Raw genomic sequence first — 16,391 nt, 5'->3', positions numbered from 1 at the left:
TTCTCAAGTTCTGGTACCTGGATTCGTGACAGTCTGTAACCATTTCGCGCTTGCACGTTGCCTGTTGCCCGTTCCATTGTAGACGATCAGGAATCGTCGGGAAAACTGGAAATATTCCATGCGCATCACGCTGCAAAACCGTACGTTCAGCGAAATTTGTATTGGTGACACAGCGTCGCTGACCCGTACCCTGACCCGGGAAGATGCTGAAGTCTTCGCAATTATGTCTTCTGATCATAACCCCACACATCTTGATGATGCATGGGCTGCAAAGCTTCTGAAGAACGGCAAGGTCAGCGGGCACAGCATGTGGGCAGGCTCCCTGTTTTCCTCCCTGCTTGGCAATGAACTTCCCGGCCCTGGAACTGTGTACCGGGAGCAAACACTGCGCTTCCTCAGGGCGGTGGAATTAGGCGACACTCTGACCTTGACACTGACGGCAACGGAAAAGAGGGAAGACGAGCATATCATCGTTTTTCATTGCCAAGGCGTAAACCAGCGCCATGAAATGGTTGTGGAAGGCTACGCAACTGTAGAAGCCCCGATCGAGAAAGTAACCGTTTCGGCAGACCCACTTCCTGAAATAACGGTGCGGCGGCGCAGCCATGTGTTCAGCCGGCTCCTGGAAACCACGCAAGCAACCGAACCTGTCAAGGTTGCAGTATGTCATCCCTGTGACGAGGTGTCCCTGACCGGGGCTATGGATGCGGCAAGGCACGGCGTGATCACCCCTGTGCTGGTCGGGCCATCAAAACGGATCCGGTCTATTGCACGGGAGTTTGGCATCAATATTGATGGCTGCCGGATCATCGATACAGAACACTCCCATGCATCCGCATCTACGGCTGTCGGCCTGTGTCGCACAGGGGAATGCGAAGCGCTGATGAAGGGAAGCCTCCACACAGATGAACTGATGCACGAAGTGGCCAAAGGTGATACGGGCCTACGCACCGGACGACGGATCAGTCACGTTTATATTATTGATACGCCAGCCTATCCCAAGCCCCTGTTTATTACGGATGCTGCTATCAATATCTATCCGTCGCTGCAAGACAAGGCCGATATCTGCCAGAATGCCATCGACCTTGTGCGCATCATGGGAGTGGAGCAGCCTTTGGTGGCCATCCTGTCGGCTGTCGAAACGGTATACCCAAAAATCACGTCAACCATCGAAGCTGCCGCGCTGTGCAAGATGGCAGACCGTGGTCAGATTCGTGGCGGAATCCTGGATGGACCCCTGGCGTTTGACAACGCTATTTCCAGCGAGGCCGCCCGCATCAAGAACATCAGCAGCCCGGTTGCCGGCAATGCCGATATCCTTCTGGTACCAGATCTGGAGGCCGGCAACATGCTGGCCAAACAGCTGTGCTATCTGGCTGAGGCTGAAGCCGCCGGCGTTGTTCTGGGGGCAAGGGTCCCCATTATCCTGACCAGCAGGGCCGACAGCGCCAAGGCACGTCTGGCGTCCTGTGTGGTCGCGGCACGCTATGCCCAGGCCCGGCGCACAGGAAAACAAAAACTCGTGACGGGGGTTGGCTAGGTCATGACTGAAGAAGGTATCCTGGTTCTCAACGCGGGTTCATCTTCGGTCAAGTTCACGGTCTTTGCGTTGGCTGGCCGTTCCCTTGCACCAAAACTCCACGGACAGGTTGAAGGGATAGGAACCGGTATTACACCCCGCCTTATTGCCCGAAACCGTTCTGGTGAACCGGTTGCCAACGAGCCATGGCCTTCCGGAACACACCAGGACATTCTGCAACGCCTGATCGACTGGATTCACGCGACAGAAGGAAACCAGCTGCAGCTGCGGGCCGCAGGGCACAGGGTTGTACACGGGGGTATGCTCCATGATGCCCCGGTACGGGTAACGCCCGCTATTCTGGAGCAACTGCGGGTATTTGTTCCCTTAGCCCCGCTACATCAACCCCACAACCTCGCCCCCATTGAAACCTTGGCAAAGCTGTATCCCGCGCTTCCACAGATTGCCTGTTTTGATACCGCCTTCCACCGCCATAAACGCCCGGAAGCATCACTGGTTGGCCTGCCCCGACGCTATCTGGATGCCGGAATCAAACGCTACGGCTTTCACGGGCTTTCTTACGAATACATCGCAGGCCGTCTTGCTGAGCTGGACCCGACACGGGCCAAGGGACGGGTTATTGCTGCACACCTTGGCAGTGGTGCCAGCATGTGCGCCATGAAAGACGGGGTTGCCATTGATTCCTCCATGGGCTTTACAGCCGTGGATGGGCTGATGATGGGCACGCGCCCCGGCTCCCTGGACCCGGGGATTATCCTGCACCTTTTGCAGCAAGAGAAACTGGATGTACCGGCACTGGAGAAACTGCTGTACCGGGAGTCCGGACTGCTCGGCGTTTCCGGTGGCCTGTCAAATGACATGAGAATACTCTTGGACAGTGATTCTCCGGCAGCACAGGAAGCCATTGATCTGTTCGTATACAGGGCCGCCAAGGAAATCGGGGCCCTTGCGATAACCATTGGTGGGCTTGATGTCCTGGTTTTCACAGCCGGCATTGGCGAGCGCTCGGCCGAAATCCGCAAGAGGATCTGCGCCTTGGTATCGTGGATGGGAATCAAGCTGGACCCTGCGGCGAATACAACCCATGCCCTGCGCATCAGTACCGATGACAGTCCTATTGCTGTCTGGGCTATTCCTACCGACGAAGAACTGATGATCGCCCGCCATACGGCCCGCTTGATAGAACACGCACCGTGATCATGACCGGGGCTTGCCCCCGGCGTCTTTCACGGTCAAATATACATGTTGCTTTTCCAATCCACAGATGCTGGTGCTTATGCTTGCCGTTCTTTCTCCAGCCAAAAATCTGGACTTCTCAGCTCCTCCACCCCATTTACCCCGAACCCGGCCTGTTCTGGCCGAGGATACAGCCATACTGGCCAAACGGGCACAACGCCTGACCCCGGATGATCTGCGCCGGCTTATGAAACTTTCCGATCGGCTGGCAGACCTGAACTACGCCCGCTTCCAGCATATGGGCCAGACAGAGAGCACGGAGCAGGCCAAACACGCTGTTCTTGCCTTTGCCGGTGATACATACATTGGTCTGCAAGCCAGCACCATGAGCCAGTCTGATCTGGAATGGGCACAAGACAGGCTGCGTATCCTGTCCGGCCTTTATGGGGTCCTTCGGCCGCTGGATGCCATTGAACCCTATCGCCTGGAAATGGGAACCCGTCTGGACAACGAACGGGGGCAGGATTTATATGCCTTCTGGAAAGGCCGCATCGCGCCACACTTGGACCGGGACGTACAAGCCCAGCCGCAACCAGTTCTCATCAATCTGGCTTCCGCCGAATATTTCAAGGCCGCCGGAGCCGAGCTGAAATCCCGGGTCATCACGCCAACCTTTCACGAGGAAAAAAACGGCAAAAGCCGTGTCATCGGGCTGATGGCCAAACGGGCCCGAGGCATGATGGCCCGTTATATGATAATCAATCGCTTGGAACAGGCCGACGACCTGAAACGTTTCAATGATGGTGGCTACAGCTTTGTTCCGGATCGCTCGGACACCACGACGTGGGTCTTTTCCCGCCCCCAACCCTGAACGACCCCGGAGCTTTTCCATGTTACTTGCCCACACAGACCATGGCCACGCTGGAACGCCGCTGATTATCCTGCACGGCTTATTCGGATCTGGCCGCAACTGGGGATCCATTGCCCGGACCCTGTCCGGTCACGGATACCACGTCTTTTGCCTTGATCTGCCCAATCACGGAAGCAGCCCATGGACTGATAGCCCGGTTGACTACGTATCCATGACAAACACCGTCATGGAATGGATGGACAGGCAGGGGCTGCACAAAACCATTGTGCTCGGCCACTCCATGGGGGGGAAGATCGCCATGACCATGGCCCTTCACCATCCAGAGCGCGTGGAGCGTCTTCTGGTCATCGATATTGCACCCGTCGATTACGGCAGCGCCGAACATCGCACCTATATTCAGGCCATGGAAGCAGTAAACCTTGTCGGCGTTACGCGCCGCGCCGAAGTCGAGGCTCAACTGGCCCATGCCATCCCGGAGGAATCCCTGCGCAAGTTCCTGACCCAAAACCTGGTCACAGATGAAAGCAGGGGACACCTGAAGTGGCAGATCAATCTGCGAACCCTAGATGACAGCATGGACGCCATCCGCGCATTCCCCGCGACAATTGAAACAACACCGTACAGAAACCCGGCCCTGTTTCTTGCCGGTGGACAATCAGGCTATGTGACCTCAAGGGGCGAAGCACGCATTCAGGCCCTATTCCCGTATCATGCCCTGGTCCGTATGGACGGGTGCGGGCACTGGCCACATGCTGAAGCCCCGGGAACATTTATCGGTCACGTGCTGGAGTTCCTGCAACAGGGATAAGCCCCCAACACTCTGGCTACAGCGTGCTGGAGCCATCGTCACGGCCAGCCAGATAACGGCTGGCCGAAACAAGGATATCACGCTTCCCGACATGGTTGGCAGCGCTGACAATCCCCTCTGTTTCCATTTTCTCGACAATGCGGGCAGCACGGTTATAGCCGATTTGCAGGTGGCGCTGGATAAAGCTGACCGACACTTTCTGCTCGCGCATTACCAGCGCAACCGCTTGGTCATAGGGATCGTCATAGCCCCCCTCACCCAACGCCGTGTTGTCGAAAACAGACCCCGCTCCGTCAGAGGAATCTCCATCCGGATCATCTCCCTCCTCGGTAATGGCGTGCAGGTAGTCAGGCTCACCACAGAAGTCCTTGATGTGGCGCACGACACGCTCCACCTCGGCATCCGATACAAAGGGCCCATGCACACGGGTGATACGTCCACCTGCTGCCATATACAGCATATCACCCTGCCCCAGAAGCTGTTCAGCGCCCTGCTCGCCCAAGATGGTACGGCTGTCGATTTTGCTGGTGACCTGGAACGAAACACGGGTCGGGAAGTTGGCCTTGATGGTACCGGTGATCACATCGACGCTGGGGCGCTGAGTAGCCATGATCAGATGGATCCCTGCCGCTCTGGCCATCTGTGCAAGGCGCTGGATCGTGGCCTCAATTTCCTTTCCGGCAACCAGCATCAGGTCGGCCATTTCGTCGACCACAATCACAATATAGGGCAACTGTGAGAGGTCAACAATCTGATCCTCAAATTCCGGCTCACCTGTCTCACGATCAAAACCAACCTGAACCTTGCGGGTGACCTGCTCCCCCCGTGCGGCCAGATCACGAACCCTCTCGTTGTAACCTTCGATATTCCGCACCCCGACGGCAGCCATGTTGCGATAGCGCGTCTCCATCTCCCGCACCGCCCACTTCAAGGCCACAACGGCTTTCCTTGGATCGGTAACAACCGGGGTCAAGAGATGTGGTATACCGTCGTAAACAGACAGTTCCAGCATCTTGGGATCCACCATGATCAAACGGCACCGTTCCGGCGACAAACGGTACAGCAGCGACAGAATCATGGTATTGATGCCAACTGATTTACCGGATCCCGTCGTCCCGGCAATCAGGAGATGGGGCATCCGGGCCAGATCAACGACCACCGGATCCCCACCAATATCTTTACCCAAGGCCAACGGCAACCGCCCGCCATGAGCCCCGAAAGCGGGGGACTCAAGCATCTCGCGCAACCAGACAGTTTCCCGCTCCTCGTTGGGCAACTCAATCCCTATGGCCGAGCGCCCGGGGACAACAGCAACACGAGCTGTTACCGCACTCATCGAACGGGCGATGTCATCAGACAGATTGATCACCGTCGAGGACTTGGTCCCCGGCACAGGCTCAAACTCATACAGCGTTACTACTGGCCCGGCCTTGACCTCCATGATCTCGCCGCGAACCTTGAAATTCTTCAGAACCGTCTCCAGGGTCCGCGCATGCTCGGCCAGAACAGTTTCGTCGGCTTCCTCTCCATCGCGTACGGGAGGAGACTGCAGGACATCAAAGGCAGGAGCATGATAACCATCATCGCTGTCAACTTCATGCGCACACGCAACAGAAACAGGATCATCCGGGATGCTGTATTCCTCTGCATCACCTTCCGTTTCCGGATCCTCTATGTCACACACACCAGCGTCGACAGCCTCACAATCCGCAGACGGCAAAGCAGGCTCAGCTGTCTCCAGACTATCGACGGAAGCGATATCCTCCACATCAGCGACAGGGTCGTGACACTCTACGCCAGCCAGAAAGGCAAAGGCAGCAATCACAGCCAAGGCTTCCTCTTCCTGGCCCGTCCCATAGACAATGGCAGCCTCGGGGCGTCCTGGCTTGTATTCAACATCCCACTCCAGCGCACCATCGGGCCATACATTCTGCACCAGGCGATAGGGCCGGGACTGAAGCGCGCACCAAAGATTGAACTCTGCGGCCGTCATGGCGTCACGCACAATAACAATATCTTCCCGGCTTGTTGCCTGGTCAGCAGGAAACTGGTCTATGGTCATGCAGCTAGCTCTGAAATATGGGTCAGGGGAAAATGGCTTCAGGAAACCACGGCTCCGGCGGGCGGGGAAAGACGATAAACAGACAAAAGCAATTTCTCCACCTGCCCCTCTGCACTGAACAGCGGAAGAACAAGCCGTTCCCAAGTATGGTCGCTGTCTTCGGACACCCCGCCGCAGACGCGGGCCAAGGGAATATGCTCGTGCACAACCTGATCGTAATCATCGCACAGTGCCTGAGCCGGCTCCTCGCATGTCGCCTCGTCATCAACAGGGCAACCGGTCGGATCAGACCCGAAGACAGACAGCAAACCACGTCCACAATAGCTGTAGGACAACTGCCCGTCTTCGTTGCGTGCAACATCAACAACAGCCAGATCATCAAGCCAAGGACGCATGGCAGACGGGTCTAGGTTATCAGCCATGGGAAGTGTCTCGTCATCGCACAAACGTAACCAGAACTGGTACAGGTCTTTCAGACAAGGATGACGGAGAACAAGGACAAGACGACTCATCGGTGGGGATTCCGTTGGCAAGGGTCTGAAAGCAAAGGCCGGACCCTATGTGTAGGGTACACACACCTTGCCTGCAAGAGGCAGTATTATGGATTGTCGGAAGAGTGTGCGTCCAGGGCCTGTGAAAACGCATCAACAAGAGTATCGAACGGCAACATCACCGACCCATGCCGGGACGGCACAACCTCTGCCGGACGCAGGATATCAAGATCCGCCCAGCGCCCACCGGGAAAGACAACATCCTGCCCCCGCAGCATGGCTCTGACCTGATCACGAACAGCACAAAGATCAGGTAAAGAAAGTCCGGGAGCAGCAAACACGACAATAGCCGATGCTGCCGCGGCCAAGGCACAGGCTTGGACATCATAGCCAAGGGCAGAAAGCTGCCCGGCCGAATCAAGCACAACAGAAAACGTCACCTGACTGCCACACAGTGGGCTGCGGCGTTGCACAACCGCATGTGCAGCATCCACAACAACAGCATCAGTCACCGAGGCCGCCAGCACTTTCATGCGTGCCGAGTAAAGGTCAAGAAGTTCAGGGTCGATCATGTCGGCAAACATCCATTGCGCACGTCATCTTGTCCAGCACAAACACAAGCATCATGATCCTGCACGGCATGCAAAGAAAACACGCATAGTACGAAAACACTTGACGGAACTACCCGCATAGATACCGTGAGCCAGAGGCGAAGCTGTTACGGGGCCATGCACCACGGGGGGGGGGTCTCAGACAGATCGTATAGCATCCAGGGGGGAAGTTATATGTCCGTTACCTTGAAATCACGTTATCGTACATCATGTGCTTGCCTGTCCCTTGCGCCGGCACTGGCCCTGTCTCTTGCAGCAGGGAACGCGGCGGCATCAGGTTTCCAGCTGCGGGAACAGGGTTCAGCAGGGCAAGGTAGTTCATTTGCCGGCGCCACTTCCAGCGCACGGGACCTGTCCACAATCTATTTCAATCCAGCCGGGCTGACCCATCTGTCGGGGCATGCCGCGCAGGCCAACATGTCGTTTGTCATCCCATCCGCCAAGTTCAAGAACAATGGCTCGACGCTGGCGGGCACTGCCGTACTGGGCAGCAATGACGGCGGTGATGCCGGGGGGCTGGCACTGGTACCGTCGCTGTACGCACTGTACTCCCACAGCAATGACCTGAAATTCGGCTTGGGGATCAATGCACCCTATGGCCTGAAAACAGACTACAAGAGCGGGTGGCAAGGGCGCTTCCATGCCCTGAAGAGCGAGCTGAAAACAATCAACGTCCAGCCCACGGTTGCCTATCGTATCAGCAACTGGGTGTCTGTTGGTGGTGGCATCAACATCCAGAAAGCCGATGCCACATTGACCACTGCAATAAATAACTTTGCCGCTAGCTCTGGGACGGTAACTGGCGAGGGGTATAGCGAACTCAGTGGTGATGACTGGGCTGTCGGGTACACAATGGGGGCAACCATACAGCCCTTTTCCAACACACGCCTTGGCATAGCCTACAAGTCACGGATTGAGCACACACTGGAAGGTGATGTCCGCTTTGCCGGTGTGGGAGGACTTGCCGCAGACTCGCGCTTTGCCAACACCAAGGGAAGCGTGAAGCTGACCACCCCCGACATGCTCAGCCTTGGGATCACCTATAACATTACACCGGCATGGGCAGTCATGGGGGAGGCGGCATGGACCAACTGGTCCCTGTTTGACGAAACCCGCGTCAAGAAAGCCAATGGCAGCGCCGATACGGTCAATCCGGAAAACTGGGAAGACACCTGGTTCTTTGCTGTTGGTACCAACTATCAAGCTACCGACAAGCTGGATCTCAGCTTTGGTGTTGCCTTTGATGAAGCCCCGGTACCGGATGGTTACCGCACCCCGCGCATTCCGGATTCCAACCGGGTCTGGGCCTCGCTCGGGGCAGGTTATGCCATCACCGACAGCATCAACCTGACCGGCGCCTACACCCATATCTGGACTGGCAAAGCACCGATCAGCAAGAGCAGCATCACCACTGATGTATTGCGGGGCAAATTCGATACATCGGTTGATATTGTCACTCTTGGCCTGACCGCCCGGTTCTGACCAGAAGGATCACCCCTGTCCCGGCATGGGCCGGGGGTGATTTCTCTTTCTTCAGCGACAGGCATTGTACCGCACCGTACGCATACGCCTGTCGCTGCTTCACCGCTCCTCGTCGATGCCAAGGGATTCTGCGATGACACCTGACGTCCAGACGACAGCCGCCCTGTCTTCCCTGTCTGCGGCCGATGTTCGCCACCATACGCCGGATGTGGACTGGGACAGCCCGTTTACCCCGGAGCCCCTGTATGCTGCGCTGGACCGTTCCGTACAAAACTATGGCGACCGTCCCTATCTTCACTTCATGGGACGAACCTGGACCTACCGGGATGCCGCAATCCTGGTTGACCGCACGGCCCGCGGCCTGCAGGATCTGGGCGTAGGCCAAGGCACAAATGTGGGCCTGTTCCTGCCCAATTGCCCTTATTATACCATCGTATACTTTGCCATCCTGAAAGCCGGCGGCACGGTGGTGAATTTCAATCCGCTTTATGTGGAACGCGAAATTGCCAATCAGGTACGCGATGCCGGCGTACAGATCATGGTAACGCTGGACCTGATTCAGCTGTACCCCAAGGTACGACACGTGCTGGAACAGAAGGACACTCCGCTCAACCGCATTATTGTTTGCCCGATGCGCCGTATTTTGCCGCCCCTGAAAGGTTTCCTGTTTGCGGCCTTGAAACGGGCCGAGGTAGCGCCGGTTGATCATGACGACAAGACAATCTGGTTTGATCATCTGACCAACAATGCCGGGGACTTCCGGCGCATCCCTATCAACCCGGTAGAGGACGTCGCGGTCCTGCAGTACACGGGTGGCACCACCGGAATCCCGAAGGGAGCCATGCTGACCCATGCCAACCTGTCGGTAAACTGCCAACAGGCCATACGCTGGTTTCCGGGCGTATGCATGGGGCAGGAAAAGATGCTGTGCGTGATTCCGTTCTTTCACGTTCTGGCCATGACAGCCCTGCAAAACCTGGGAACCGCTATCGGGGCCGAACTGGTTCTGCTCCCCCGGTTCGAACTGAAGGGATTTTTGAAGACCATCAACCAGAGCAAGCCAACCCTGATGGTCGCAGTACCCACCCTGTTCACCGCCATCCTGAACGCTCCGGACCTGTCGCGCTATGACCTGTCGTCCCTGCGGGCCTGCATATCCGGCGGGGCACCGCTGCCGGTTGAGGTCAAGCTGCAGTTCGAGAAACTGACCGGCTGTATTGCGGTGGAAGGATATGGCCTGTCCGAAAGCTCTCCTATCGCCACCTGCAATCCGATGGTCGGGATCAACAAACCAGGGTCCATAGGGATCCCCATGCCCGGCACGCGGATCGAAATCCGCTCTCTGGATGGCAATGACACCCTGATGCCACGAGGGGAAAAAGGCGAGGTATGTGTCATCGGGCCACAGGTCATGAAAGGGTATTACAACCGTCCCGAAGAAACCGCCCGATCCATTCGGGACGGGCGCCTCCACACCGGCGATGTCGGAACCATTGACCGGGATGGGTACGTCTATCTGGTGGACCGGATCAAGGATGTAATTCTGGCCGGAGGGTATAACATATACCCACGTGTCATCGAGGAAGCCCTGTACCTGCACCCGGATGTTGCCGAGGCCGTTTGCATTGCCGTTAGCGATCCTTATCGCGGGCAGGCCCCGAAATGCTTCGTACGGCTGCGTGACAATGCAGGCAACATCACGCCGGAACAATTGAAAGATTTCCTGAGTGACAAGGTGTCAAAAATAGAAATGCCAAAAAGTATAGAAATCCGGGATGAACTGCCCAAGACCCCTGTTGGCAAACTGTCCAAGAAAGAGCTGGTTGCCGAAGAAGCTGCCAAGTCCGGTCAGGAACATCCCCCCCTGTAACGGCTTCAAGCTTCTCGCAAGGTCTCAATTACACATCATACAGACGGCCTTGGAACACACGCAGACAGGCATCGCTACATCCTGACTTCAGGCTGGTATCAGCCCAAGAAGCAGACATGCTCCGTGGAGGAAACATAAATATGGGTATCAGACATGTTGTCATCGCCGGATATGCCCGGTCTCCCTTTCACCTTGCCGGCAAAGGCGGACTGACAAAGGTACGCCCGGAAGATTTGGCAGCACAGGTTGTCAAGGCTTTGGTAAAGCGCAGCGGCGTCAAACCGGAAGACCTGGAAGATCTGATTGTCGGCAATGCCTTTCCCGAAGGTGAACAGGGCTTCAACATCGCACGGATTATCGGATTCCTTGCTGAACTGCCACAGGGGATCGGCGCTGTAACCGTCAACCGCTTCTGCGGTTCATCCATGCAGGCCATCCATCAGGCAGCCGGTGCCATACAGCTGGGCGCCGGGGAAGTCTTTCTGTGTGCCGGGGTTGAAAGCATGACCCGCGTTCCGATCATGGGCTTTAACCCGATGCCCCACCCGGAGCTTTACCGCAAAATGCCCCAGGTTTTTGCCAGCATGGGGGATACCGCCGAAAATGTTGCCAAGAAATACCAGATTACACGCAAGGAACAGGAAGAGTTTGCCGTCACCTCGCATGCAAAAGCGGAAAAGGCACGCAAGGCTGGGCTTTTCAAGGATGAGATCGTCAGCATAACCGGGCCAAAGGGCGACGTTATCGACAGCGACGGCTGCATCCGTGCGGATACCTCGCTGGAAACCCTGTCCAGCCTGAAACCGGCGTTCAATGCAGAGGGAACCGTAACAGCGGGCACGTCCTCCCCCCTAACCGACGGGGCAGCGGCGGTTCTGGTCTGTTCCGAAGACTATGCCATGAAGCATGGCCTGACCCCGGTTGCCCGGCTGAAGAGCATTGCGGTTTCTGGATGTGCACCGGAAATCATGGGAATCGGTCCGGTGGAGGCAACCCGCAAGGCCTTGTCCCGCGCGGGACTGGCCGTCAAGGATATCGATGTTGTCGAACTGAATGAGGCGTTTGCAAGCCAGTCCCTCGCCTGTATCCGCGATTTGGGACTAAACCCGAAATCAATCAACCTTGATGGCGGGGCCATTGCCTTGGGGCACCCCTTGGGAGCAACCGGTGCCCGCATTGTCGGAAAGGCCGCCAGCGTCCTGAAACGCGAAGGCGGCAAGTACGCCCTGGCAACACAGTGCATCGGCGGCGGCCAGGGCATTGCCACCATCCTTGAAGCCATATCCTGACACCACGGGGAGAAACACCAGATGGCAACCCCGATCAACAAGGTAGCGGTCATCGGAGCCGGCGTCATGGGGGCCGGCATTGCGGCTCATATTGCCAATGCCGGTATTCCCGTTGTGTTGCTGGACATCGTTCCAGCCGATGCGGAAAACCGGAACGTCATCGCCGAAACTGCTGTCCAGAAAATGTTGAAGGCAGACCCGGCACCCTTCATGACCAAAGGATGCGCCAGAAACATCCAGACCGGCAATCTGGAAGATGACCTGCCGCGGCTGGCCGACTGTGACTGGATTATCGAAGCCGTTGTCGAACGGCTGGATATCAAGCAGGACCTGTACCGGAAACTGGATGGCGTACGCAAGAAGGGCTGCATTGTCTCTTCCAACACGTCAACCATTCCGCTGGAAAGCCTGACCAAGGGACTTTCTGATGCCTTTGCCCGTGATTTCTGCATCACGCACTTTTTCAATCCGCCACGGTACATGCGGCTGCTGGAAGTGGTGCGCGGCCCACAAACAAGAGCGGAGGCGATTGATGCCGTATCCGCGTTCTGCGACCTGAAACTGGGCAAATCGATTGTTCACTGCCAGGACCGACCGGGCTTTATCGGCAACCGCCTTGGCATTCTCTGGATACTGGCTGCCGTTGTCGAAGCAATGGACAACGATATCAGTATCGAAGAAGCCGATGCCATTCTCGGACGCCCATTTGGCATTCCCAAAACCGGGGTTTTCGGGTTGATGGATCTGGTCGGCCTGGACCTGATGCCGCACATCCTTCAGTCCATGCTGTCCCTGCTGCCCAAAACCGATGCCTTTCACGTTATCAACCGCGATCTGGCCATGATCCGAACCATGATTGCCGATGGCTATACCGGCCGCAAAGGCAAGGGGGGCTTTTACCGAATCAACCGGACCGGTACGGAAAAGATCAAGGAAGGCATCGACCTGAAAACCGGGCAGTACCGGGTTTCCGTCAAGCCTCAGCTGGCTTCGCTTGATGCCGCAAAAGAAGCCGGAAAGAAGGCCGGTCAGGTTCTTCTGTCCCATCCGGACAAAGGGGGACGGTATGCACGGCGCGTTATGGCCCGCACGCTGTCCTATGCCGCATCCCTGATACCGGACGTTACCGCATCGGTTGATGACATCGATGAAGCCATGCGCCTTGGCTATAACTGGAAATTCGGCCCGTTCCAGCTGGCTGACCAGATCGGCCCCGATGCGCTGATTGCCATCCTCAAGCAGGAAGGCATGCCTGTACCCGCCTTCCTGGAGACAGCAGCGGGCAAAAGCTTTTACCGGATTGAGAACGGGCGGCGGATGGCCCTGTCTCCGGACGGATCATGGAAAGAACTGACCCGTCCGGATGGCGTCATCCTTCTGGAGGATATCAAGCGTACGGCAAAACCACTGCTGAAGAATGGCTCGGCCTCGCTGTGGGATATCGGTGACGGCGTTGCCTGTCTGGAATTCACATCCAAAATGAATTCCCTGGATCCTGAAATCCTGAAAATGATCAGTCAGACGGTTCGCTTCATTCCCAAAAACGGCTTCAAGGCTCTTCTGGTCTACAACGAAGGCTCCAATTTCTCAGTTGGTGCCAATCTTGGTCTGGCTATTTTTGCAGCCAATATCGCAGCCTGGCCCATGATCGAAGAGATGGTGGAAAACGGTCAGAAAGCCTATATGGCCCTGAAACGTGCCCCGTTCCCGGTTGTCGGAGCGCCGTCGGGCATGGCACTGGGAGGTGGGTGTGAAATCCTTCTGCATTGTGATGCCGTACAAGCCCATGCAGAAACCTATATGGGCCTGGTTGAAGTCGGGGTTGGCCTGATTCCTGGCTGGGGTGGCTGCAAGGAAATGCTGCACCGTTTGAGTATCCATCCGGCCCTGCCCAAGGGGCCAATGCCGCCGGTTGCAAAAGCCTTTGAGACCATTTCCACCGCAACCGTGGCCAAGTCCGCCATGGATGCCAAGGAACGTGGCTTCCTGCGGGACAGTGACGGCATTACCATGAACCGTTACCGCCTGCTGGCCGATGCCAAGGCAAAAGCCCTGGCCATGGTTCAGGGTTATAAACCGGCAGAGCCCATCGAACTCAAACTGCCGGGTGAAACCGGGAAGGTTGCCATGGAAATGGCGCTGGGCCAGTTCCGCCGCATGGGCAAGGCAACACCGTACGACGAAGTGGTTTCCCTGGAATTGGCAAACATCCTGTCCGGCGGAGAAACAGATCACACCGAAACCCTGACAGAAGACAATATTCTTGCGCTGGAACGGTCCTCTTTCATGCGGCTGGTACGCCAGAAAGGCACACTGGACCGGGTCGAGCACATGCTGCTGACCGGCAAGCCCCTGCGTAACTGACAAGCTGAAGGAAGAACGCCATGGCCGCTCCTTACAAGGCCCCCCTGCGTGAGATGCGCTTTGTCCTGCACGAGCTTTTTGACGGTGGCGCGCTGCATACCCTGCCCGGCTATGAAGACATGACACCGGATGTCCTGGACGCCGTGCTGGAAGAAGCTGCAAAGTTCTGCGAGCAGGTTCTGTACCCTCTCAACCGCTCCGGTGACGAGGAAGGCTGCACCTATGAAAACGGGGTGGTACGAACACCCTCGGGCTTCCGTGATGCCTACCGGGCATTCTGCGAGGCTGGATGGGCGGCCATTGCCTGCTCTCCAGACTATGGGGGCCAGGGCATGCCCAAGCTGGTCAACAGCCTGGTGGAAGAGATGATCTGCTCGTCAAACCTCAGCTTTGGCATGTACCCCGGCCTGACCCATGGCGCCTATGTCTCGCTGTCGGCCTACGGCACGGAAGAACAAAAGAACACCTACCTGCCGAAACTGGTCTCCGGTGAATGGTCAGGAACCATGTGCCTGACCGAGCCGCATTGCGGAACAGACCTGGGTATGATCCGCACCAAGGCCGACCCCAATCCGGACGGCAGCTATCGCATTACGGGTACAAAGATTTTTATCTCGGCCGGGGAACATGACCTGAGCGAAAACATTATTCACCTGGTTCTGGCCAAACTGCCCGGAGCGCCTGAGGGAGCCAGGGGCATTTCCCTGTTTGTGGTACCGAAATTCCTGCCGGACCCGGCCGGAAACCCGGGCCAGCGCAACGGCGTCATGTGCGGGTCCATTGAACACAAGATGGGGATCAAGGCATCGTCAACCTGCGTCATGAACTTTGATGATGCCACCGGTTGGCTGGTAGGAGAACCACATAAAGGCATGCGCGCCATGTTCACGATGATGAACACCGAACGGCTGGCTGTTGGTGTCCAGGGGCTTGGACTGGGCGAAGCGTCGTACCAAGGAGCGGTGGCCTATGCCCGCGATCGGATTCAGGGGCGGGCCCTGAGTGGCACCAAAAACCCCGATGCCAAGGCCGATCCGATTCTGGTTCACCCTGATGTCCGCAAGATGCTGCTGACCCAGCGTGCCACGATGGAAGGGTCGCGCGCCTTGGTGGCCTGGGTCTCACACGCGCTGGATCTGGCAACCGCACATCCGGACCCAGATGTGCGCCAGGAAGCGGATGATCTGGTGGCCCTGATGACCCCTATCGTCAAAGCCCTGATCACCGACCTGGGGTCGGAGGCAACCAACCTGGGCGTTCAGGTCTACGGCGGACATGGCTATATTCGTGAATGGGGCATGGAACAATACGTCCGCGATGCACGCATTGCCCAGATTTACGAAGGTACCAACGGCATCCAGGCCCTGGATCTGGTCGGCCGCAAAATGCCCGCTTTTGCCGGACGTTACCTGCGGCGTTTCTTTCACCCGGTATCCAACTACATCGCCGCCAAAGGCGAAGATGAGGCTATGGAAGAATTTGTTGCCCCGCTGGCCAAGGCGTTCACGCGCCTGCAACAAGCCACAGGTTTTATCGCACAAAAGGCCATGGCCAACCGTGATGAAGCCGGCGCGGCATCGTCTGATTTCCTGCGTCTTTTCGGCCTGACGGCAATTGCCTATCTGTGGTGCCGCAGCGTTGATGTAGCGCGCGACAAACTGGCTACAGGCACCAACGGGGATGCCGCATTCTACGAGGCCAAGATTGCCACAGCCCGTTTCTTCATGCAGCGGGTCCTGCCACAGACGGGCGCCCTGTTTTCCGGGCTGATGAGTGGTGCTTCAAGCATGATGGACTTCCCCGACGACGCCTTCTAGGATGTCTCCC

General features: G+C 57.1%; 12 protein-coding genes. 9 read left to right on the top strand and 3 right to left on the bottom strand.

Annotation, left to right across the window (positions count from 1 at the left end; genetic code table 11):
* The first annotated feature begins 118 nt into the window (after positions 1-118).
* The 4 genes from HEQ60_RS00295 (at position 119) to HEQ60_RS00280 (ending at position 4,395) form a co-directional block, all read left to right on the top strand.
* The gene (locus HEQ60_RS00295; RefSeq protein ID WP_168068402.1) at positions 119-1,540 is read left to right on the top strand and encodes a bifunctional enoyl-CoA hydratase/phosphate acetyltransferase; all 1,422 of its coding nucleotides are present in this window, start codon (positions 119-121) and stop codon (positions 1,538-1,540) included.
* Positions 1,541-1,543: 3 nt separating this feature from the next.
* Positions 1,544-2,737 (top strand): acetate/propionate family kinase, encoded by a 1,194-nt coding sequence (locus tag HEQ60_RS00290; RefSeq protein WP_168068400.1) that lies wholly within the window; start codon positions 1,544-1,546, stop codon positions 2,735-2,737.
* 79 nt (positions 2,738-2,816) lie between these two features.
* On the top strand, positions 2,817-3,587 hold the full coding sequence (yaaA, locus tag HEQ60_RS00285) for a peroxide stress protein YaaA (RefSeq protein WP_168068398.1): 771 nt from the start codon (positions 2,817-2,819) through the stop codon (positions 3,585-3,587).
* A 19-nt stretch (positions 3,588-3,606) separates the two neighbouring features.
* Positions 3,607-4,395: an alpha/beta fold hydrolase gene (locus HEQ60_RS00280; protein ID WP_168068396.1), complete on the top strand. Its 789-nt coding sequence runs from the start codon at positions 3,607-3,609 to the stop codon at positions 4,393-4,395.
* A 16-nt stretch (positions 4,396-4,411) separates the two neighbouring features.
* Here the strand turns inward: HEQ60_RS00280 and HEQ60_RS00275 are convergent, their stop codons facing one another.
* From HEQ60_RS00275 to HEQ60_RS00265, 3 genes are all read right to left on the bottom strand, one after another.
* Positions 4,412-6,388 carry a DNA translocase FtsK gene (locus tag HEQ60_RS00275; RefSeq protein ID WP_416046622.1) on the bottom strand — a complete coding sequence of 659 codons (1,977 nt, stop codon included), beginning with the start codon at positions 6,386-6,388 and terminating at the stop codon, positions 4,412-4,414.
* A gap of 107 nt (positions 6,389-6,495) precedes the next feature.
* Positions 6,496-6,969, bottom strand: a complete 474-nt coding sequence (locus tag HEQ60_RS00270) for a PAS domain-containing protein (RefSeq protein ID WP_168068392.1) — start codon at positions 6,967-6,969, stop codon at positions 6,496-6,498.
* Positions 6,970-7,055: 86 nt separating this feature from the next.
* A complete protein-coding gene (locus tag HEQ60_RS00265; protein ID WP_168068390.1) occupies positions 7,056-7,520 on the bottom strand; it encodes an iron-sulfur cluster assembly scaffold protein in 465 nt (154 codons plus the stop codon).
* Positions 7,521-7,733: 213 nt separating this feature from the next.
* Here HEQ60_RS00265 and HEQ60_RS00260 point away from each other — a divergent pair, with 213 nt between their 5' ends.
* The 5 genes from HEQ60_RS00260 (at position 7,734) to HEQ60_RS00240 (ending at position 16,381) form a co-directional block, all read left to right on the top strand.
* Complete coding sequence (locus tag HEQ60_RS00260; protein WP_168068388.1) at positions 7,734-9,041, top strand: OmpP1/FadL family transporter; 1,308 nt, start codon at positions 7,734-7,736, stop codon at positions 9,039-9,041.
* A gap of 133 nt (positions 9,042-9,174) precedes the next feature.
* Entirely contained in the window at positions 9,175-10,911 is a 1,737-nt protein-coding gene (locus tag HEQ60_RS00255; RefSeq protein ID WP_245183670.1) for a long-chain-fatty-acid--CoA ligase, read from the top strand.
* A gap of 146 nt (positions 10,912-11,057) precedes the next feature.
* Positions 11,058-12,200 carry a thiolase family protein gene (locus HEQ60_RS00250; protein ID WP_168069049.1) on the top strand — a complete coding sequence of 381 codons (1,143 nt, stop codon included), beginning with the start codon at positions 11,058-11,060 and terminating at the stop codon, positions 12,198-12,200.
* Between the two features lie 21 nt (positions 12,201-12,221).
* Complete coding sequence (locus tag HEQ60_RS00245; protein WP_168068386.1) at positions 12,222-14,564, top strand: 3-hydroxyacyl-CoA dehydrogenase/enoyl-CoA hydratase family protein; 2,343 nt, start codon at positions 12,222-12,224, stop codon at positions 14,562-14,564.
* A 20-nt stretch (positions 14,565-14,584) separates the two neighbouring features.
* Positions 14,585-16,381: an acyl-CoA dehydrogenase C-terminal domain-containing protein gene (locus HEQ60_RS00240; protein ID WP_168068384.1), complete on the top strand. Its 1,797-nt coding sequence runs from the start codon at positions 14,585-14,587 to the stop codon at positions 16,379-16,381.
* The last annotated feature ends 10 nt before the right edge of the window (positions 16,382-16,391 follow it).

This window comes from Haematospirillum sp. H1815 (assembly GCF_012102705.1).
In the GTDB taxonomy this organism is placed as follows: Bacteria; Pseudomonadota; Alphaproteobacteria; order Rhodospirillales; family Rhodospirillaceae; genus Haematospirillum.
The sequence above is the reverse complement of the archived record's forward strand: the minus strand, read 5'-3'. Positions and strand labels throughout refer to the sequence as shown.